The organism is Candidatus Omnitrophota bacterium, from assembly GCA_040755155.1.
Lineage (GTDB): Bacteria > Hinthialibacterota > Hinthialibacteria > Hinthialibacterales > Hinthialibacteraceae > JBFMBP01.
This window is the reverse complement of the sequence record JBFMBP010000144.1, coordinates 72,041-91,909: the sequence shown is the minus strand read 5'-3', so window position 1 is coordinate 91,909 and position 19,869 is coordinate 72,041. Positions and strand designations below refer to the sequence as shown.

The following is a 19,869-nucleotide window of genomic DNA, read 5'->3' as shown; positions in this document are numbered from 1 at the left end:
TATCCTTGGCCTTGCAAAGCGCCGCGTCATCGACGCTAATGCTGCATTCCTTTTATTCTTTTTCATCACTCATCATTCATCACTCATCATTTATAAAGAGTCCTGCCAATCGGAAAGCCGCTTGGGCGTGAAATAACGTATGTCGCCATTGGAGTCCAATCCGTTCGTAGGATGGTAAGTAACCCAATCGATGTCGTGATCCATGCCCACGGACAGAAAGTAAATATGCCAGCCTTGCGTATGCCATTCCGATCCCCCTGTATTGTAGCGTTTGGAAGGGTCTTCCTCATTGTACCAGTAGTTGTAAAAGACGCCGTTCGTCTCGGCGATGGCATGATTCAGCCTATGCGGATCGATGGGAATGGAGGACATATAGGATACGGGCGTCGACAGCGCCGTAACGCTGTTTTTCCCTTTAATATAATCCGAAATCGGCGGACGTCCATTGTCCAGCTGATAGATGCTGACCTGCTGGTCGAGCGTTTTCATATCGGTGATGATGCGGGTCAGCAGCGCTTGCAAACGGGCGCGCTGCAGATTGGGAACGGCGATGGCGGCCAAAACCCCGATGATCGCCACAACGATCAAGAGTTCGATCAATGTAAAACCTTTTCGTTTCATGATAGTTCCTTTGAACTCGCGTCACTCCGTCTCGTTCTCTCCCTTCCCAACGGGGCGAGTTTCGTTGGCGGCGCAATAGGTCATTTTCCCACGATAACCGTCGAGACGTCAATTGTTTTTTTTCTAAAAACAAAGTTCGTAAGGCTTGAGAAACAATTCAGCTGTCAAAATCTGAAAAATCATTGACGAAAACTTTTTTCTATGAGAGAATCGATTGTATTGATTTTCAAATGGCGGGTGGTTGGGTGGCAAAGGCGTGGCGAAGCCAGCCTTTGATCTTTACGCGAATGGCATAGTCGGCGAACTTCAATCGAAGCGCAGAACTCTCTTTTACCTAGCGGGAACGGCGAGGAGAAAAAAATGAATCGTAAACCGGGTTTCACGCTCATTGAATTGTTGATCGTTGTCGCTATTATCGGAATTTTGGCCGCCATCGCCGTTCCCAATTTTCTCAACGCGCAAGTCCGCGCCAAAATCTCCCGTTCCATGGCCGATCAAAAAACAATGGAAACGGCGATCTTGCAATATTCGCTCGACGCCAACGACAATCCTCCCCATTCTCACGAAGTGAATCAGAATTGGTGGCTCACCACGCCGGTGGCCTATCTCTCCAGCTTTATATTCGATCCTTTCCAACAAATGCCTGAAGCGAAAACTCTATTCGACGTATCCGGCCGTTTGAACTTAACCAAACAACAACACCACTGGGACCCCTACGACAAGCGTTATTGGAGCGGCCTGGCGCCTAACTATTTCGATCCCTCTATCAACCCCGACTTCGGCCCTCGGCGCAAGGCGATAGGCGTCCTCATCGGATTGGGGCCGACATCCACCTACAAAGGGGCCAGCACCGGCGATTGGCATCCCTTCGATGCGTCCAACGGTCTTTACAGCATCGGCATCATCCGCCGATACGTCCCCGGAACCCCCAAAGTCGATTTTCCCATGCCATGACGCCCTATCTCCCTTTGATGATGACAAGAGATATGGGAATTCATCTCTCATGTTATGAATATCCATCCCCTCGCCCTTTGGGAGAGGGTTAGGGTGAGGGAGTTTAAGTTCAACCAAATCAACCCTTGTCCAACTTTACCCCATCTTGGGAATTGAATTGTTAAAAAGGCATTTTCCTTAAAAAATGGTCTTCGCGCACAACATGAGTTAACCTATATTTTTCGGCGTTATCATGGTAAGTTTCAAAGCTCGAAACCTTTTTCGATCCAGAAAGGATTTCATGGAGTATCGCCGATGTCCCGCAAGCACGCCATCCTCTGCGTGGATGACGAAAAATATAACCTGGACGCGCTTTACCGCACCTTAAGGACGAAATACAAAGTTCTTACGGCGCAAAGCGGCATGGAAGGCTTGGAGATTCTTCGCCGGAATCCGATATCCTTAATTATTACCGACCAGCGCATGCCCCAAATGACGGGTGTTGAGTTTCTCGAAAAAACCATCCATCTCTACCCTGACGTTCCCCGCATCATTCTTACCGGCTTCACGGATACGGACGATTTGATCGGCGCCATCAACAAAGGCCGCGTATACGGCTATATCACCAAACCTTGGGAGGGGTACGATCTGCTGATGACCGTCCAACGGGCGTTGGAGTCGATGGAACTCACCTTGGAAAACCGCAGGTTATACAAGAACATCATCCACCTTGAAAAATTGGCCACCGTGGGCCAGGTAGTGGCGGGTATTGCCCATGAGGTCAATAATCAGATGTGCGTGGTGATGGGCGTTAGAATCCTGCAAGAAAAATACGCAGAAGATGAATTGGTCAATACCATCGCCAAAAACACTTGTCATGCCGCGGAACGCATTGTCAATATCCTCGACGGAATCAAAAATTTCGCCAAGCAGGATCAAGTTCTAATCCATACCCATGCCGCCGACGTTTCCAAATTGTTCGAGCAAATCTCCTGCATCGTCGAACTGGATCCCGATGTCAAAAACATGACGCTGGAAATCGCCGCAGACGACTGCCCTCCCATCCGTTGCGACTCCGAAAAACTCGTCCAAGTGCTTATCAATCTTATCCGCAACGCCGCCCACGCCATGAAGGGAAGCGGCGTCATCCGCCTCTCCGCCAAGAAAAAAGGAAACGGCGTTCGCATCGCCGTCATGGATTCCGGCGGCGGCGTCCCCCCGGAGATTTTGGAAAACATCTGGCAGCCGTTCTTCTCCACCAAGGGAGAGAAGGGAACCGGCCTCGGCCTTTCCATCTGCAAAAAAATCGTAGAAGCCCACGGCGGCGAAATCCATTGCGATAACGAACCCGGCCAAGGCGCCGCCTTCATCCTCACCCTCCCCGCCTCGCCGATGGAATGAGGTTCCGCCTCAAGCCGCTAATATATCTTCCAATTGTTGATACTCGGCGGGAAATCCCAATACGCTCGATAATTCTCCCACGCGAGATATATCCTCTTCGCGAAAAACATTATTGTCCGTGTCGTAAGCCGTTATGAAGATGTGCTTCTCTCGCAGCGTTGATAGATCGTACCATCGTCGAAAGACTTCGTTGCAAAGGCCATGCGCCGCTACAGCGTTTGCAGTGGATAACGTCAATATTAACGAGGATGTCTTTCTCCCCATTACGTGAAAATCGACTTCGACTTGATTGTCGTATTTACCCTGGAAAACCTTCGATGTTTCATAGGGAACATCCAAGTTAGCGATAAATTCTTCTAAATCTTCTCGAAAAGGATGGACGCTGCGAAATTGTTGCGTCATCGCCAAATCGGATACTCGAATACAGGCTTGCGCTAAACGAACGATCGAAGAGGGAAGATGGTCAATGTCTTGTTCTTTTATATAAACGAATAAGGCTCCGGCATTTTGCCGTATGTCTAATGACTCGCAAATATCCGACGTCCATTGCTTCCGTTTTTTGGTAGTCCAAGATTTGACGTGCAAGTCGAGTAGATAGGCGGTTGTTTGTCCCAAATCCGTAAGCATCCAACCTTCAAACATCGTTTTATCTTCTCCTAAAAAAAGATCGATTTGCGAGCCATTGGCGTATTGAAATGGAGTGGCGATGCGCAACATTCCATTTTTAACGGCGTCGCATTCTTGAACCAATGAAAAACGGCTTACAAGAGACCTGATTTCTTCGCATGAGTAATTCATAATCGATCTCCTGCTGGATCGATAAAATGTCCGCTGTGGCGGATGTTCGCCTGCTGGCAAAGAATCTCCCATATCTTACGCACCGAGTATTCCTTCAAATTCAAGTCCGGACGAGGAATGGAATAGGGGAGATTTTTTCTTGGATCGTTATCGTCCTGCAAATCGTGTTTATGAGTTCGACCAGAATTTTTATGGATTCTACTATTGACGCATAGACGGCAGATAGGACCCACGCCTTTAACGACAAAATTGAATGTAACGGAAGGAATTTCAGGTTTATACGTTCCATTTAGCAGCACTTCCCATTCCAACGGATTTTGAACGATCACTGGCTCGAAAATTAAGTTAGGCGATGCGTACTTATCGGAAATGAAAACGATGTCCGAAGTGATTTCTTTGCCGGGCAAGTCTCTCAATAGTTCGAATTCATGTCGATTCATCATGGAGTCTCTTTACAAATATCTATAAGAGCCATTATCCATTTTAGTTACGTTTCTCATACTATCACGATGTCATCATTTAATCATTATATTATACGAAATAAAACAACTCTTCAATTAAAAACCCATCGCAGAGCATCCCCATCCATCTTCCGCGTCGTTGAGGCGATTTTCTTTTTCATTTCCATCAATAAGGTAGGCGTTGCTCTGGTCCAATGATTCGCTTTCCGCTGGGGGAAGTCATATCTTCCGATTATTTAACAGGAATCCATTTTGCAAATAATTTTGGTTTCTAAAATAATTTCTATACAATTTATAGACAAGTTATTTTCGAAGACGGAGGAGTATGGGCATGAGTGACGAGGCGTTGAAACAAAGGATGGGGATAGAGGATTTGTTGCGGGAAGATCGAATCTTCGATCCTTCCTCAGCTTTTCAAAAACAAGCGAACGCTTCGGATCGTTCGCTTTACGAGTCGGCGGCTCAAGACCGGGAAGCGTTTTGGGCGCAGCAGGCGGAAGGATTGGATTGGTTCGAAAAGTGGCATACGGTTTTGGAATGGAATCCGCCGTTAGCCCGCTGGTTCGCGGGGGGGAAGATCAACGCCAGCTATAACTGCCTCGACCGGCATATTCATAACGGCATCCGCAATAAAGCGGCGATTATCTGGGAAGGGGAGCCGGGAGAGCAACGGACGCTGACTTATTGGGATTTGTATCGCGACGTCAATAAATTCGCGAATTGCCTCAAGAAACTGGGCGTAGCGAAAGGCGACCGGGTGGCGTTTTATATGCCGATGATTCCCGAACTGGTTATCGGAATGCTGGCTTGCGCACGGATCGGAGCGGTGCATTCGGTGGTCTTCGGCGGATTCAGTCCCGACGCTCTGCGCGATCGCATCAACGACGCGCAAGCGAAAGTGTTGATTACGGCGGATGGGGGATACCGGCGGGGCAACCTGCTTCCCCTCAAGCACGACGCGGATTTCGCGCTGCGCGAAACGCCTTCCATCGAGCATGTCATCATCGTGATGCGGGGCAACTTTCCCTTGCACGTCAAAGAAGGGCGCGATCATTGGTATCACCGCTTGATGCAGCAGGCGGAAGCCTATTGCGAACCGGAGCCGATGGACGCCGAAGATATGCTTTATATTCTCTACACTTCGGGAACCACCGGCAAACCGAAAGGGATCATCCACACTACCGGCGGCTATTTGACCGGCTGTTACGCCACGACGAAATACGTTTTCGATCTCAAGCCGCACGACGTTTTCTGGTGCACGGCGGATATCGGATGGGTGACGGGACATAGTTACGTCGTCTACGGCCCGCTGCTCAACGGCGCCACGCAGATCATGTACGAGGGCGCTCCCGACTGGCCCGACCGCGACCGGTTTTGGGAGATCGTGGAAAAATACGGCGCATCGATTTTCTATACGGCGCCCACGGCCATCCGCGCTTTCATGAAATGGGGCGACGAGTGGCCCGCCAAACACGATCTGAGTTCGCTGCGGCTGCTGGGAACGGTGGGAGAGCCGATCAATCCCGAAGCGTGGATGTGGTATCATAAAACCATCGGCGGCGAGAGATGCCCCATCGTCGATACGTGGTGGCAGACCGAAACCGGCAGCATTATGATAACGGCGCTGCCGGGTTTGACGCGCCTTAAGCCGGGAAGCGCGACGATTCCGTTTCCGGGAATCGAAGCGGACATCCTGACGGAAACCGGCGAGCGCGTAGAGACGGGCGGCGGATACTTGGTTTTGAAATCGCCCTGGCCGTCCATGCTGCGCGGAATCTACGGCGATCCCGAACGCTACAAACAACAATATTGGAGCAAGTACGATCATGCCTATTTCGCCGGAGACGGCGCCAAGCGGGACGCGGATGGCTATTTCTGGATTCTGGGCCGCGTGGACGACGTAATCAACAGCGCCGGACACCGGATATCCACGATGGAAGTGGAAAGCGCATTGGTGGATCATAAGGCCGTCGCCGAATCGGCGGCGATCGGGATTCAACACGAACTGAAAGGGCAGGCCATCGCGGCGTTCGTTACGTTGAAGGAAGGGTACAACGCGGACGGCAAGTTGGAACAGTCGATCAAGGATCACGTAACGCAAAAGATCGGCGCCATCGCCAGACCGGAAAAAGTCATCTTCTCCGCGGATTTGCCCAAAACTCGCAGCGGCAAGATCATGCGGCGCCTATTGCGCGACATCGCCGAAGGCAAGACGCTGGGCGACACGACGACGCTGGCGGACGCATCCATCGTCGAACGTCTAAAGCGGACTTACGAAGAGTAATAGCCGTCGTAAATCATCCTAGTGATTCTATTGGGAATGATTTTTCCTAATAGGGGTAAAACAGGCGTCTCGCCTGTATCAATATGGCAAGCGAGACGCTTGCTTTTTTTAAACGCCTTAAGAAGAATTAAAGAGGTTCCCGCATCATAAGGAATGAAAGAGCCAGGATGGCTCTTCTACTTTTTCCGCTTGATATAGTCCACATTTCTATATACAGACAAAAATAAATCTCATTTTACGAATTCGTCTTGCTTTCCTAAAATAAATATGCGATCATTCGCAACAATTAACCTATTCGGTTTGGCCACGTTGTTCGGCAATGAAATCTTTACGGAAAGGAAAGCATCATGATGGGGAAACGATTGTTCGCATGGATTCTTTTGGCAGGAGTTTTGTTTTCTTTAGAAGCGATTGCGCTGGAAAAATGGGATATTACATGGACGGATTACGCACAGAATCCGGTAACGCTTACAGGTATAGGCGACCGCGCCTATATGCCGTACATTCTCTATAACCGGGATTGGCCGGCGGAGTCGCAGTATAGGATTTGGTATGACTACGCCAGCATTAACGGCATCGCCTACTCTTATTCTTCCGATGGCGTCAAATGGGCGCCCGGCGCGGCGGTTTCTGGTTTGAATACGGAAGGCAGCAGTACTCAAGGCCGTCCCGTCGTTTTATACAATCCCGAATGGAACTATCCTTATCGTATTTATTACTATGGAAATCCCGGAGACGTATGGCAGGTTCTAGTGGCGGAGAGCCGCAATGGAATCGCTTTTGAAAACAATCAGCAGGCATTGTCGGGAGGCGGTTTGGGAACGTATCCCGATGGTCACGCCGTCGCTTATTTCCCTGGCCGCGCCGAACCTTTTTGGATGTATTATCGCGGATCGACGGGCATTTTATACGCCTCATCGTTGGATGGTTATTCCTTCGTCGAATGGGGGTACGTCAATGTTGCCAACGATCCCCTCTTCGCCGCCCAGCCTACCCAGGTTTTTCAAATGGCGCAAAACGATTGTCGCATGTTCGCCTTTGTCGACAATACGAGTATCCAATATTTAGTATCGGCTAACGGCTACGATTGGGAATTATGGGAAAATCCCATTGCGGGAGTCGGCAAAGTCGGCGCAAGCGGCGCATGGAACGATCAGCGCAATTACTCCGCCTCGATCGCTTATTTAGGCGATGGACGCTTTATCATGGCTCGCGGCGGTAGAGATAATGCTGCAGGCGTGTACCGTACCGGCATCGCGTTTGGGCAAAGCGAATTTTTCGCCAAGAACGATATAGGCGAATGGCAATATTCCTCTCCATTCGACAATTACCAGTCGGAAGGTTGGACGTCTTACGGCTCCAATTCCGGCGCCAACGAAGATGGCGTCCAGACCTATATCAAACAAAACGCCGATGGCACGGTAACCATCGCCGACCAGCGGGATAGCGGCAATTACTATCTCGTGCACGATGCGAATTGGACCGTCCCCTACACGGTGGAAGCGCGGCTGCGCGTCGATAAAGCTGTAGGGACTGGCGCGGACGCCGAATTTCCCAAAGCCACCATCGCCTGCATGATGAACGATCCGTTCCATCCCGGCGGAGAGACATGGCAGCCCGCTTTCGCTCAAACCCGCTTCGGCGCTTGGGCGTTAGCCACGGATCCCAGCGCAGAGGCGGACAATACCCAGTTCCAAACCTATACCTTTGTCTGCCGTTTCGATGAAGCCGCCCGCGATTCTTTGATTATCGATCCTAACGACGCCAACGCCAATTTGCTTTTAAGCGTTTATGAGGTATACCTCAACCGCGATTTTTCTGCTCCCAAAGTGGTCTTTCACAATACTGGATGGGTGGGTTGGCCGGAAGCTAGTCCCTACGGGAGAGTCGATCTCGGCTTCCCCGGACCCAGCGCTGGCGTATTTACCGTGGATTGGATTCGATGGGGCAACGGCGAGATTTTCGATGCGAAAGATCCCGGCGCTTCGGCAATGAAGGATTGGTGTCTGTACGAGTAACACATAGGACGCAGCCTGGGAGCGCAGGCATCTTGCCTGCCTGTCGGAATACTCATCCCAGAGTGGCGATAGGCTTTTTATCTGTGCTGTTTTTGAATCGCGAAAACATGAAATAAATCGAATTGCACGAAATTTCTAATCCCAGCCTTGAAAGGCTGGGCTATGGTCAAATGCCCCTTTAAAGGGGCAAACGGTAATAGCCCGCCGTTTCAACGGCGGGGCTTTAGGGTTATTTTTCCTGCCATCGCCGAGAGCCATTCCTTGGTATGGCGGCTCATCAGGAGATTCGCTCTCCCATAATTTGCATTTGAACAAGAAGGGAGGGCGAGGCTCCCGCCGAGCCATTCTTCGATCCATACCGCTCTTCCCTCGTCGTATTTTTAAGGATGATTTTGGCGCGATATGACTCTCTACGAAAACAATCTGCATCTCTTGCGTCAAAAGAATCTCGAATTGGCTCATCGAATTCAAAGCGGCGAAGAGGATGCGCGAATCTCTCTGCAAACCACGCAGGCGTCTGAGCCAACGCTGATTGTCCATACTTCTAATCAGGCGCTTGCTTTGCATCATCCCGGCGATCCTCTCGCTTATAGCCGGGAATTTCTCGCCCAGATTCCTCAGCTGGACGCGGCGCATAATGTTATCTTGATGGGTTGCGGTTTGGGATATCTGCCGCTTTTGCTTTTGCAGCGGCGTCCCGCCGTGCGCAACTTTTTGATCTTCGAACCCTCCTTGACCGTTTTCCGCGCCGCTATGCAAAGCGTCGATCTTCAGCCTTTGTTGCAGCATCCCTCCGTTCAATTCGTCGTGGGCGCGGAGCCGCCGGAGACGAAGCGAATTTTGATCGACAAACTGATGGATTTCATGGCCAATCCGCCGTTGTTGATCGAGGTTCCCGCCAGCGCGGGCGCCTTTCCCGAATGGGTTGCTTGGGCAAGAAAAGCGATTCAAGAAATCTTGCGCTTCGGCCAAAGCGGATTGATTACCAAATTCCGCGATGGTCCGCTATGTCTGCGCAATCTGTTGGGGAATATAAAGACGATAGCGCAAACTCCCGGCGCCTTGGCAGCGGATGGATTGTTTCGCAACGTCCCCGCTATCATCGTCGCCGCTGGGCCTTCCTTATCGAAGAACATCGATCGGCTGAGCGAAGCGCAGGATCGTTTTCTGCTGATCGCCTGCGATACGGCTTACGAAATGCTGCGGCGGAAAAACATCCATCCCCATTTCATCGTTACCGTCGATCCTACGGAGTTGAACGAGAAGCATTTCCCCGCCGCGGAATACGGCCCGGAATCCATCCTCGCCTTCGATCCCGAATCCCGTCCCGAAATCGTGGCGAAATTTCCCACTCGCTTAGCCTATATGACGGACAAGCATCCCTTCTTCGCCTGGCTGGATCGGACGATGGGCGGCAAGGGCGTCGTCAAAAAGGGACTGATGGTCTCTCAGGCGGGATTCTGGCTGGCGCACTATTGGGGCTGCTCGCCGCTGATTCTCGTGGGGCAGGATTTGGCGCTCGATCCGCAGAGCGGCCGCACTCACGCCGCCGAGACGGCGCTCTGCCGCACGGCGCGTTATCTGGATGGCGATGAAGAACACGTAGACGTGCCCCTCATCGGACCGGAAGATCGTTGGCATCGGGAAACGCTCTTTTGGGTCGAGGGAATCGACGGGCGCCCCGTTCCTACCGTGCATAACCTGCTCGTCTATCTGCGGGCCATCGAGCAGGACCTTCGCGGCTTTGCAACGCCCGTGATCGACGCCACCGAAGGCGGCGCGAAAATTCAGGGCACGCAAATCATGACGCTGGCGGAAGTCATTGAACAGGAAAGCGACGTTTCGGTTCTCTCGCTGATGGATGAATTTCGCCGCCGCATGGATTCATGGAAACCTCCTGAAGATCGTCCGGTTCAGGAACTGTTGCGCCGCCTCGTCGCCCAGCGCGCGGAGATGGCGCGCGAAGGGCTGCAATGGCTGGAGAAAAACGGCGGGATGGATATTCCTTCTCTGCAAAAGCAATTGGCGAATTGCCAGGAAAAAATCTTCGCCGAACCGGCGGCGGAATACTTGATCGAATACGCCGCTCCCAAGCAACTCTTCGAATTCTTAAAACTCGGTCCCGCCAATGAGGATGAAGAACGACAACGGCGACGAATCCAATCCCGCTTTCACTCGCTCCTGAACGCCGTGTTGGCGGCGGATGAAACGCTGCGGGAAATACTTTGAAATGATGAATGATGAGTAAAGCGGGCTGGGGTACGTTTCTCGCCCCATTTGTTTTTATCGATATGACAAAAAGGAGCGATGAACGAAAATTCAAGGGCAAAAAAACCTTGCCCTTGCCACCCGCCTCGTCGATGGGTCAAACAACGCGACCCATCCTACGATCTCATTCATCATTCATCATTCATCACTCATCATTCCTTCCATCCGCTTGGTTCTTTGGAGGGAGAATGCTACTATTTTGATGAGGCTGGAATATGGCCATGAATTCTTATGGTAAAGGATGAAAATGATTATGCGTTATATTCCCATACTGTTGACGCTTGCGTTATGCGCCGCCGTTACCGCGGTTCCGGCATTGGCGCAACCTCGCATCGAATTCAAAGCGCGCTCTTACGATTTTGGCACCGTGCCGCCCAATTCCAAATTGGTTCATCATTTCGTTTTTACCAACATGGGAAACGAACCTCTTATCATCGATTCCAAAGTAAGAACTACCTGCGGATGCACCGCCGCCGTGATTTCCGCTACGGCCATCCCAGCAAGCGCCACCGGCGTTGTTTCCGTTACCATGACGGCGGGTATTACGACGATGAAAATGGCCAAATCGTCCATTGTCTCTTCCAACGATCCCAATAATCCCGACGTTACATTGGATACGATCGCCAACGTGCGCAACGTTTGGTCTTTCTCGCCCCAATCCGATTTCGCTATGGGGGAGGTTCCTTTCGACTCGGAAAAAAGTATGCAGTTGACGATGAAAAACATCGATAATGAACCCTTTCGCATCGTCGGCTTCAAGGTGAATCATCCCGATCTGGTATCCGTGAAAATCGGCGATCCCACGCCGGAGGGCATTCCCATCGCCGTTACCGTCAAGGCGAATAAAACCAAGCAACTCTTGAGCGATACGCTGGAACTCAAGACCGATCATCCGATGCAATCCTATTATCAGGCGGATATCACCGCCAATATCGTGGGCTATGTCAAGTTCGTACCGACGCGGATTTTCTTCGGCGGCGTCGCCGCGGGCGATATGGCCTCGCGCGAAGTGTCGATATCGTTGAACAAGCCGGGCAGCGAAGGCGAATTGGAGATTGGGGAGATCGCATCGGATACCCTCGCCGTTACCGGTAAAATCATGGGGAAGACCCAAGAGGGAGGGGTGCGGGTTTCTCTCACCGTCGCCGCACCGGAAACAACGGGCTATCGATCCGGCACGATACAAATCAAAACCAATTGCCCGGAGGAGCCTGTAGCGACGATTCCTTATTCGCTCATTGTGAAAGCGTCGTCGAATTAGATGAATTATGGACAAGACTTTGGGACTTTGGGACTTGTCTCCCTTGGTGGGCTACGCTTCGCTTTGAGCCCACTCTACGAAACTTGGTGGGCTACGCTTCGCTTTGAGCCCACCCTACGCATCTCATTGTGAAGGCGTCGTCGAAATAGATGAATAAGGCGGAGATTATGCGGCGTTTTTACCGGGCGTTTGCGCAATCGTTTATCCTTATCGCCATCGGCGCGATTATCGGCGCGGCAGTCAATGCGCTTTCCAGCCAGCCGATTCCTTGGATCCGTCCGCCGAAGAGCATGGAGGAAAAATGGCCGGCCGCGGACGCCCAAACCGTCTTGCAGCATATTCAAGACGGTTCGGCGATTCTCATCGACGCCCGCGACGCCAATGAATTCGAAGCCGGACATCTGCCCGGCGCCGTCAATATTCCCGCCAGCGAATTTCGCAAATCCTTTCAGGAATTCGCCGACAATCTGCCTCGCGATATTCCTCTCATCGTCTATTGCCAGGGAGGGGAATGCGACCAGAGCCATGAGGTCATCCAACAATTAGCCGATCTCGGCTTTGAAAAACTCCTACTCTTTCCCGGCGGATGGCAAGAGTGGGAGAAGGAGAAATTTCCCAACGAGAAATCGTCATCCTAAAAAAAGGGATCAGCGGCTGGAGGAGAAGGAAGAGGGCGGATATGGAAATTGACGAGATGCAAATGGAAATGGTTCGTCCATCAAGCAAGATCGCCGTGGGATTGACGAATCCCTATTTCTGCTTGGCATTGCGCTTGTTTTTGGGGGGAGTCCTGATTTATGCGGGGGCAGCCAAGTTGTTCGACATGCCCGGTATGGCCCGCGCGATCGCCAATTACCGCCTGCTTCCCGATTCCCTGGTCAATATCGTTGCGATGATTTTACCGCCGGTGGAATTATTAGCGGGGATTGGCTTGATCTTGGGATTGTGCTTCGACGGCGCTCTCGCCATAACCACGTTATTGCTGCTGGTCTTCCTTGCGGCGATCGAATCCGCCATTCTGCGGGGATTGGATATCCAATGCGGCTGCTTCGGCACGTCGGACGCGGAGCTTGTGGGAACAGGCGTATTGCTGCGCGACGCCATGCTTCTTCTCGCCGTGATTCCTTTATGGATGGATAAGAACGCTCGGTTTCGGGTGGGAAAATAATGATGAATGATGAATGATGAATGATGAATGATGAAAAAAAATGCAGGGGATATTTCGAGGGCAGAAACATCCTTGCCCTTGCCACCCGACACCCCGCCGTTTCAACGGCGGGGTATTGTCGTTTGCCCCTTTAAAGGGGCATTTGATAATAGCCCAGCCTTTCAAGGCTGGGATGACTTGCCGCCCCGCCGAATTAATCCCCTCACCCTAACCCTCCCGAAAGGCGAGGGAACAATTTCAAATGAAATAAAGCGCTAGGCGCGCAGGTTAAGGCTTCCCCGGCCGTTTTTGCATTTGGCGCGAACGCCGGTTTGAGTGTAGACGCCGCTTTCGCGGTTTTGCAGGAGATGGGCGAATTCGCGGTTGAACGTTTCCGTGGATCGCTGCAACAAAATGGCGTTCATGCGGTTCGCTTCCTGCAGCCGGACAATGACTTTTTTCAACGCCGCCCGCGCCTCTTCCAATTCCCCCCGTTCCTCTGGCGGCAGCGCGTCGAGAATATCCTTCAATGTCGGCTTCTCAACCGTTACGTTTAGAGATCGAGCGATCTCTTGGGTCAACGCTATGCGCTTTTTTTCCAGTTCCCACGTCTCTTCCGCCAGGTCGTTCAAGCGCTCGGCGCTGCCGAGCAGAGGAATGGCGGCGCCCAGCGCCAGGCAGCGTTGTTCGTCGGTTTTGGCCAACAGCATTTTTTCGTGAAGGCTTTGTTCTTTATGGAGGATTTGAATCAGCGCTTGCAGGTTCATGGCTTTTTCACTTTCATTCGTTCTTGATCTTATCCGACGGTATCCGGGGACGCGAAGCTAAGGGCATAAAGTCGTATTCTTTCCGGTTCAGGTCCATCATTTTGGGTTGAGAATGAATGGGGAAGAAACGGTCGCGCTTTTGGTTTAAGGGAATGAATTGCGGCGTTCCCTCGCCTTTCTTATTCAGGGATTTGAAGGAGGCGTCCGGCGCTTGATCGGGTTCGGCGGTTTTATCGTTCTTTTCTTTCAACTCGTCGTAAATCTGCTTATCGATGCCGAATTCCTGGCCTTCGGCCAATTGCTTGGCGAGAAAGTCGTCGCCGATATCGTTATACATTTCCGTGGCGTGGGATTGCTCGAAAATTCCGTCTTTGGGGATGGTTTTGCGCATCTCCTTCAATAGTTGCCGGAAGAGCAGGGTCTCGAACTCGTCGCCAATCTCCTTCATGCGCTTATCCGTCAACTTGCTCTTGCCCTGAAGCGACATCATGCGCAAGGATTCCAGTTGGCCGTCCGTACGATCGGCGGCGGCGGCGGATAGATTCATCGAGTCGAGAGGATCCATTTAAATTTGTCCTTCCTGCTATTTTCTCAAGGGCAAAAACAACCTTACGCTTGGCGCCCTGCCGTCCTGCCCCTCACCCTAGCCCTCTCCCGGAGGGCGAGGGAATTTGGTTGCGCCGCCTATTGTTAAATAATCTCGATTTCCGCTTTGATGGCGCCTTGGGCGGCCATGGCTTGCAAGATGGCGATCAGGTCGCGCGGCGTATATCCGAGAGCGTTGAGTTGGCTGACGACGTCGCCTAACGTCGTACCTTGAATAATGGCGATCTGGTTGGCGCCTTGTTGGGCGCTGACCGTCGGCTGCAAGGTTTGCATACCCTGGCCGAAGCCGAGCGCCGTCACGTCGGGAACGTTTTGGATCGTGATGCGCAGCGATCCATGCGAGATTACGACGTTATGCACGCGGATATCGTGGCCCGCCACGATGGTTCCGGTTCTTTCGTTGATGACGATCTTGGCTTTCTTGTCGGTCTCCACCAGGGCGTCGTCGATGAAGGCGATGGCGTCCACCAGCGAATCGAAGGATTGGTTGCCCAATAGAATATGGCCTTCCGCGTCCGCGTTCAGATCGACGCGCACGGCTCCGGCGTCTTCGGCGACGGCGATGTTGGCGCTAGCCATGGAATTGATCTTGCGCTGGACATTGGAAGCGGTTTTGAAATCGGGTTGATACAGCAGCCAGCGCAACGAATTTCCTTGCTGTAAGACTTCTTGAAAGACCGGTTCGCCTTCCACCATGACGCCGTTGGCGATGCGGCCTACGACAGGATGATTTTCCTGGATGGAGGCGCCGCCCGCCGCGCCAGCTCCGCCGCCGCCGGCCGCGGCTCTGAAGCCGCCGATGGAAAGGGGACCGTAGGCCATGCCGTGGAATTGGCCGTCCGCGCCCTTAAGGGGTGTGGGGAACAGCGTCCCGCCTTGCAGACTTTCCGCGCGACCGATGGTGAAAACGGTGGCGTCGATTTTGGTTCCGGGGCGAGCGAACGGCGGCAGCGAGGACATCACCAGCACCGCCGCTACGTTATCCGGAACGATTTCCGTGGTGATCGTTTCCGGCGGGACGACGTTGATGCCCATTCCCGCTATCATGTTGTTAAGCGATTGGGCGGTGAAGCCCCGGCGTCCATCGCCGGTTCCGTTCAGTCCGGCCACTAATCCGTAGCCGATCAATACGTTTTCCTGCACGCCGTCCAGTTCGGCGATATCCTTGATGCGCGAAACGATGGGTTGGCCTTGCGCCTCAAAAGCGGCGGCCAGCCATAATAGAAGCGCCGTCAGAACGCATCCGCTGGAGACGGCGCGGCGGATTCCCGATTTCGCCAGTCCAATCGTTCGTCGCAGGGTATTCATGATTGTCGTCCTTTTGCCGCAGCGTCTTAGAACAAGAAATTCAAGAAACGTTGAAAGATATTGGGATTATTGTATTTCGACAGCGTACCATTGCCGAGATAACTGATTTCCGCGTCGGCGACCTGGTGGGAATAGACAGTGTTGTTGATGATGTCTCTCGGCCGCACTTTGCCGGAGAGAATGATGGTCTTATTCTCTTCGCCAACGCGGAGAGTTTTACGAGCTTCCACCAGATAATTCCCGGCGGGATCGATGCGTACGACGGTGGCGGCGATTCTCGTTTGGAAGGTGCTGGATCGATCCACCGCCGAGTCGCCTTCGAATTGATTGCTGGAATCCCATTTTAACGATGGCGCTTCGTCGGCGCTTCCGAATACTTTTTGCATGAATTTGTTATTGAAGACCATGCCCAAGACGCCGTTCATCGAGTGTTTGCGCGCTCCCTGCGAGTCGGCGGAATCGTTGGCCTTGTTTTCTTCCTGAACGATGATGGTGAGGATTTCTCCCACCTTGGAAGCGTTGCCATCCGCCATCATGAAATTCAATGGCGAATCGCTTGTCCATAGCGATTTGGCTTCGATCGGAATTGCGCCAATCGACGCGAATATAACCGCCGCTAGATACATCCATTTTATACGATACATTATACAACTCCCTTGGAATGATGAATGATGAATGATGAATGATGAATGATGAAAAGGACTGATGGGTTGCTCAAGAGAAAATAGTGGTCACCTTGTCTCCCTGTCCCACAGTCCCCTTGTCCTTTTTTTTACTAAGAGGCGAAGATGACGTAATCCCGGTTGATGATCTTTGCTTTTACCAGTTGTCCCGTTTTATCCATTTTGACGGGGATGACGTCTCCCGGCGCTCCACGGCCTTGGGCTTTGGCCATAGTTTGCATGGTCAATCCGCCGTTGCGGACGATCAGGTTCACCCAATCTCCACGATTCAATATAAAGTTGGTTTCAAGAAAATTCCATTGGATGGGGACGTTCTTGCGCATGGCGATGCGGCAGCGCTTGCCAATCATTTCGTCCTGGCTGTCGGCGATCTGTTGGTCTTCGTTGACGTTGTCGATGAAGACGATCCGTTCGCGCAGGTCATCCGCTCCGATCACTTCGCCCCGCTTGATGTCCCTAATGGGAACATAGGCGGTGCGCTTGCGGGTTGCCGAGACGACGAAAGGCGCGCGATCCGTGAGGATATCGTCGATGAAAAATTGCACTTCGTAACGGCCGGTTCCATAGGCGTAGGGGCTGTTGCGCTCTACGACGATATCCGTCGGTTCGGACGGCAGGCGCGCGTCGTGCGTGGGAGCGCTGATGACGCGCATGACGAGTTCGTCATCGGGCCAGTCCGTCTCTTCCCGGATATGGTCTTTGATCTTATCGATCATGGTTTGTATAGCGACGGTTTTTCCCGGCCCATAAACTTCGACAACCGGCGCTCCTTCAAAATAAAGATGGTAGAAATCCATTCCCGCCGTACGGATGGCGCGGATGATATAGTTATAGGGAAGCCGTTTATTTTCGCCTGGTTCCGGCGATGGCATCACGACGATATTTTCCAGGCGTTTTTTCAATTCGGGATTCGGCGCCTGGATGCTCTTCGCTACGTCTTTTAAAAGGACGTCCTTGACGCCCTTTTGGGGTACGATGAATTCGCTGCGCAATTGAATGACAGTCTTTTCTTCCGCCGCTGCGATTTGGCTCGGAATTCCAAAGATAGGAAGGAGCGCGAGTAACGCTAGGCTGGCGAGGCGAAAAGTTTTCATTTTGCTTGCTCCTTATTTTGAGACTTTGAGACTTTGGGACTTTGGGACTTGTCTCCCCGTCTCCCCATCTCCCAGTCTCCCAGTCTCCCAGTCTCCCAGTCTCCCAGTCTCCCAGTCTCCCAGTCTCCCAGTCTCCCAGTCTCCCAGTCTCCCAGTCTGCCGTCCCGCCGTTGAAACGGCGGGCTATTTTCGTTTGCCCCTTTAAAGGGGCATTTTATAATAGCCCAGCCTTTCAAGGCTGGGATGACGACTTGCCCTTGCGCCCCCTTGTCTCCCCGTCTCACAGTCTCCCCGTCTCCCCGTCTCCCCGTCTCACAGTCTCACAGTCTAGTTTTTTACTGCTTCAAGTTCACGGCGGTTTGGATCATTTCGTCGCCGGTACGCACGGCGCGGGAGTTGACCTCGAAGGCGCGCTGGGCGGTGATGAGGTTGACCAGTTCTTCCGCCACGCTGACGTTGGAGTTTTCCAGAAAGCCCTGCATCAGATAGCCGACGCCGTCCTGTCCCGGATTGGTAGGAATGGGAGCGCCCGATGAATCCGTTTCCAGGAAAAGGTTCTTGCCCTGCGCCGACAGACCAGCGGGATTGATGAACGTCGCTAGTTGGATGGTGCCGATCTGGTTGATTTGGTTGCCGGGCGTAACGACGGAGACGATGCCTTCTTCGCCGATATTCAAGGAGATGGCGTTATTGGGTATTTGGATGGCGGGTTGGAGCAGAAAGCCGTCGGAAGTGACGATATTGCCAGTGTCGTCGAGGTTGAAGGCGCCATCCCGCGTATAGCCTATGGATCCATCCGGCAGAGTAACTTGAAAAAATCCCTTGCTTCCCGCGATGGCCACGTCGAGAGGATTTTCCGTGCTGCGGAAGGAGCCTTCGGTGAAGACGCGGCGCGTTCCGGCGACGCGGACGCCGTGGCCGATCTGGATGCCGGTCGGCAGCCGTAAGCCTTGGTAAGCGGACGTGCCCGCCGGTTTGATGGTTTGATAGAGAAGATCCTGAAAATCCACGCGGGTGCGCTTGTACCCGAAGGTATTGGCGTTCGCGAGGTTGTTCGCGATATTGTCCACCATGAACGACATGCCGTGCATTCCGGCGGCGGCGGTGAAGAGTCCTCGCAGCATGTTTGTGATCTCCTCTATTACTCAATTAAGCTAAGTTGTCGCTTGTTCTCCCTCACCTTAACCCTCTCCGAGCGGTCGAGGGAACCATTATTCTAAAGAATTAGCGGGCTACTTCGTTGACCGCTTTTTGCAACGTGCCGTCCAGCGCTTTCAAGACGCGGGCGCTGGCTTCGTATACTCTGTAAGAATCGATCATCTTGACCATTTCCGTTGTGGGAAAGCAATTGGCTTTTTCGATATAGCCTTGTTCGACGCGATAGTAAGCGGGTACTTTCATATTGTCCCGGTCATCTTCTTCGCAGCGGAAATAGTTGCCGGGTTCGCGGAACAGCTTGTCTTTATCTTCGAAATCGGTGATTTTCAGTTGGTCGATGAGAACTTCGCGCGTTACTCGCTGCGCTGCGGGCAGAGTCATATCCTTTTCCCGGCGGAAGACCTGGCCGTAGGGATCGACGTAAAAATCGTTGTTTCCAACATAAATTGTAGTAGGATTGCGTTGGTTGTTGATTCCTTGGCCCATGACGAAATAGCCTTGATGAGTTTTCAAGTAGCCGTCTTTATCGACGACGAAATCGCCCGCCCGCGTATAACGCAGCCCGTCGGGCGTCAGCACTGTGAAAAAGCCGTCGCCATTGATGGCCATATCCGAAGGATTGTCGGTATAAAGCGTTTGGCCTGGGGAGTGATCGATGTAACTCCAATCCACGCCCGCGCCCGTTCCTACGCGGCCGATGGCGTGGTTGTATCGCGCTTTCTCCAGCGATTTGGGAATGCCGCGATAGGTTTCGTTCAGCATCACGTCCGGAAACGAGCGGATGACGACCTCTTCCCGCCGAAAGCCGGGCATCTGGCACCCGGCCAGATTTTGCGCGATCTGGTCCTGGACTTTTTCCTGGACGATCATCCCCGAAGCGGCGGAATAGAGGCCGGTAATCATAATGTTCTCCTGCGGGCTTTAGGCTCATGGCTGGATAAAGCAACGTTTGTACCAACGGCGGTAAAGAAATTTTATTTAGGAGAAATATTCGTTAAGTTATTGAAAAGAGCCTCATGCATAATTCCATTTTTCCTCCCCCAAGCTTGGGGGAGGTTAGG

Annotated in this window: 18 protein-coding genes; 8 read left to right on the top strand and 10 right to left on the bottom strand. The window is 52.4% G+C overall.

The annotated features are described in order from the left end of the window. Nucleotides 1–90: 90 nt before the first annotated feature. Nucleotides 91–621: a prepilin-type N-terminal cleavage/methylation domain-containing protein gene (locus tag AB1656_22355; protein MEW6238141.1), complete on the bottom strand. Its 531-nt coding sequence runs from the start codon at nt 619–621 to the stop codon at nt 91–93. 360 nt (nt 622–981) lie between these two features. Between AB1656_22355 and AB1656_22350 the strand changes: the two genes are divergently transcribed. Further along, nucleotides 982–1,575: a prepilin-type N-terminal cleavage/methylation domain-containing protein gene (locus AB1656_22350; GenBank protein MEW6238140.1), complete on the top strand. Its 594-nt coding sequence runs from the start codon at nt 982–984 to the stop codon at nt 1,573–1,575. A gap of 294 nt (nt 1,576–1,869) precedes the next feature. After that, entirely contained in the window at nt 1,870–2,955 is a 1,086-nt protein-coding gene (locus tag AB1656_22345; protein ID MEW6238139.1) for a hybrid sensor histidine kinase/response regulator, read from the top strand. 9 nt (nt 2,956–2,964) lie between these two features. Here AB1656_22345 and AB1656_22340 read toward each other — a convergent pair whose 3' ends face one another. After that, the gene (locus AB1656_22340; protein MEW6238138.1) at nt 2,965–3,753 is read right to left on the bottom strand and encodes a DUF1828 domain-containing protein; all 789 of its coding nucleotides are present in this window, start codon (nt 3,751–3,753) and stop codon (nt 2,965–2,967) included. Further along, on the bottom strand, nt 3,750–4,196 hold the full coding sequence (locus AB1656_22335; protein ID MEW6238137.1) for a hypothetical protein: 447 nt from the start codon (nt 4,194–4,196) through the stop codon (nt 3,750–3,752). Before AB1656_22335 ends, AB1656_22340 begins: the two co-directional genes overlap by 4 nt. 349 nt (nt 4,197–4,545) lie before the next feature. Between AB1656_22335 and acs the strand changes: the two genes are divergently transcribed. From acs to AB1656_22305, 6 genes are all read left to right on the top strand, one after another. Beyond that, nucleotides 4,546–6,498: an acetate--CoA ligase gene (gene acs, locus AB1656_22330; protein ID MEW6238136.1), complete on the top strand. Its 1,953-nt coding sequence runs from the start codon at nt 4,546–4,548 to the stop codon at nt 6,496–6,498. Between the two features lie 347 nt (nt 6,499–6,845). Beyond that, the gene (locus AB1656_22325) at nt 6,846–8,516 is read left to right on the top strand and encodes a hypothetical protein (GenBank protein MEW6238135.1); all 1,671 of its coding nucleotides are present in this window, start codon (nt 6,846–6,848) and stop codon (nt 8,514–8,516) included. 402 nt (nt 8,517–8,918) lie between these two features. Further along, a complete protein-coding gene (locus AB1656_22320) occupies nt 8,919–10,745 on the top strand; it encodes a 6-hydroxymethylpterin diphosphokinase MptE-like protein (GenBank protein ID MEW6238134.1) in 1,827 nt (608 codons plus the stop codon). 292 nt (nt 10,746–11,037) lie between these two features. After that, nucleotides 11,038–12,045 carry a DUF1573 domain-containing protein gene (locus AB1656_22315; protein ID MEW6238133.1) on the top strand — a complete coding sequence of 336 codons (1,008 nt, stop codon included), beginning with the start codon at nt 11,038–11,040 and terminating at the stop codon, nt 12,043–12,045. Nucleotides 12,046–12,212: 167 nt separating this feature from the next. Continuing rightward, on the top strand, nt 12,213–12,683 hold the full coding sequence (locus AB1656_22310) for a rhodanese-like domain-containing protein (GenBank protein ID MEW6238132.1): 471 nt from the start codon (nt 12,213–12,215) through the stop codon (nt 12,681–12,683). A 41-nt stretch (nt 12,684–12,724) separates the two neighbouring features. Beyond that, nucleotides 12,725–13,213, top strand: coding sequence for a MauE/DoxX family redox-associated membrane protein (locus tag AB1656_22305; GenBank protein ID MEW6238131.1), 489 nt, complete (start codon nt 12,725–12,727; stop codon nt 13,211–13,213). A 254-nt stretch (nt 13,214–13,467) separates the two neighbouring features. Here AB1656_22305 and AB1656_22300 read toward each other — a convergent pair whose 3' ends face one another. The 7 genes from AB1656_22300 to AB1656_22270 all read right to left on the bottom strand — a co-directional run bounded on the left by AB1656_22300 (nt 13,468) and on the right by AB1656_22270 (nt 19,711). After that, on the bottom strand, nt 13,468–13,959 hold the full coding sequence (locus AB1656_22300; protein MEW6238130.1) for a flagellar protein FlgN: 492 nt from the start codon (nt 13,957–13,959) through the stop codon (nt 13,468–13,470). Nucleotides 13,960–13,972: 13 nt separating this feature from the next. Beyond that, entirely contained in the window at nt 13,973–14,524 is a 552-nt protein-coding gene (locus AB1656_22295) for a rod-binding protein (protein ID MEW6238129.1), read from the bottom strand. A 125-nt stretch (nt 14,525–14,649) separates the two neighbouring features. Beyond that, nucleotides 14,650–15,873, bottom strand: a complete 1,224-nt coding sequence (locus tag AB1656_22290) for a flagellar basal body P-ring protein FlgI (protein ID MEW6238128.1) — start codon at nt 15,871–15,873, stop codon at nt 14,650–14,652. Between the two features lie 26 nt (nt 15,874–15,899). Continuing rightward, complete coding sequence (locus tag AB1656_22285) at nt 15,900–16,517, bottom strand: flagellar basal body L-ring protein FlgH (protein MEW6238127.1); 618 nt, start codon at nt 16,515–16,517, stop codon at nt 15,900–15,902. 131 nt (nt 16,518–16,648) lie between these two features. Then, on the bottom strand, nt 16,649–17,650 hold the full coding sequence (gene flgA, locus AB1656_22280) for a flagellar basal body P-ring formation chaperone FlgA (protein MEW6238126.1): 1,002 nt from the start codon (nt 17,648–17,650) through the stop codon (nt 16,649–16,651). Between the two features lie 335 nt (nt 17,651–17,985). Then, nucleotides 17,986–18,774, bottom strand: a complete 789-nt coding sequence (gene flgG, locus AB1656_22275) for a flagellar basal-body rod protein FlgG (GenBank protein ID MEW6238125.1) — start codon at nt 18,772–18,774, stop codon at nt 17,986–17,988. 100 nt (nt 18,775–18,874) lie between these two features. After that, complete coding sequence (locus AB1656_22270) at nt 18,875–19,711, bottom strand: flagellar hook-basal body protein (protein MEW6238124.1); 837 nt, start codon at nt 19,709–19,711, stop codon at nt 18,875–18,877. Nucleotides 19,712–19,869 lie beyond the last annotated feature (158 nt).

Excerpts from the sequence above, each read along its gene's own strand:
- AB1656_22350 (MEW6238140.1), top strand. The coding sequence starts at position 982 with ATGAATCGTAAACCGGGTTTCACGCTCATTGAATTGTTGATCGTTGTC.
- AB1656_22290 (MEW6238128.1), bottom strand. The coding sequence starts at position 15,873 with ATGAATACCCTGCGACGAACGATTGGACTGGCGAAATCGGGAATCCGC.
- AB1656_22270 (MEW6238124.1), bottom strand. The coding sequence starts at position 19,711 with ATGATTACCGGCCTCTATTCCGCCGCTTCGGGGATGATCGTCCAGGAA.
- AB1656_22295 (MEW6238129.1), bottom strand. The coding sequence starts at position 14,524 with ATGGATCCTCTCGACTCGATGAATCTATCCGCCGCCGCCGCCGATCGT.
- acs (MEW6238136.1), top strand. The coding sequence starts at position 4,546 with ATGAGTGACGAGGCGTTGAAACAAAGGATGGGGATAGAGGATTTGTTG.
- AB1656_22305 (MEW6238131.1), top strand. The coding sequence starts at position 12,725 with ATGGAAATTGACGAGATGCAAATGGAAATGGTTCGTCCATCAAGCAAG.
- AB1656_22320 (MEW6238134.1), top strand. The coding sequence starts at position 8,919 with ATGACTCTCTACGAAAACAATCTGCATCTCTTGCGTCAAAAGAATCTC.
- flgA (MEW6238126.1), bottom strand. The coding sequence starts at position 17,650 with ATGAAAACTTTTCGCCTCGCCAGCCTAGCGTTACTCGCGCTCCTTCCT.
- AB1656_22315 (MEW6238133.1), top strand. The coding sequence starts at position 11,038 with ATGCGTTATATTCCCATACTGTTGACGCTTGCGTTATGCGCCGCCGTT.
- AB1656_22340 (MEW6238138.1), bottom strand. The coding sequence starts at position 3,753 with ATGAATTACTCATGCGAAGAAATCAGGTCTCTTGTAAGCCGTTTTTCA.
- flgG (MEW6238125.1), bottom strand. The coding sequence starts at position 18,774 with ATGCTGCGAGGACTCTTCACCGCCGCCGCCGGAATGCACGGCATGTCG.
- AB1656_22345 (MEW6238139.1), top strand. The coding sequence starts at position 1,870 with ATGTCCCGCAAGCACGCCATCCTCTGCGTGGATGACGAAAAATATAAC.
- AB1656_22335 (MEW6238137.1), bottom strand. The coding sequence starts at position 4,196 with ATGATGAATCGACATGAATTCGAACTATTGAGAGACTTGCCCGGCAAA.
- AB1656_22355 (MEW6238141.1), bottom strand. The coding sequence starts at position 621 with ATGAAACGAAAAGGTTTTACATTGATCGAACTCTTGATCGTTGTGGCG.
- AB1656_22310 (MEW6238132.1), top strand. The coding sequence starts at position 12,213 with ATGCGGCGTTTTTACCGGGCGTTTGCGCAATCGTTTATCCTTATCGCC.
- AB1656_22285 (MEW6238127.1), bottom strand. The coding sequence starts at position 16,517 with ATGTATCGTATAAAATGGATGTATCTAGCGGCGGTTATATTCGCGTCG.
- AB1656_22325 (MEW6238135.1), top strand. The coding sequence starts at position 6,846 with ATGATGGGGAAACGATTGTTCGCATGGATTCTTTTGGCAGGAGTTTTG.
- AB1656_22300 (MEW6238130.1), bottom strand. The coding sequence starts at position 13,959 with ATGAACCTGCAAGCGCTGATTCAAATCCTCCATAAAGAACAAAGCCTT.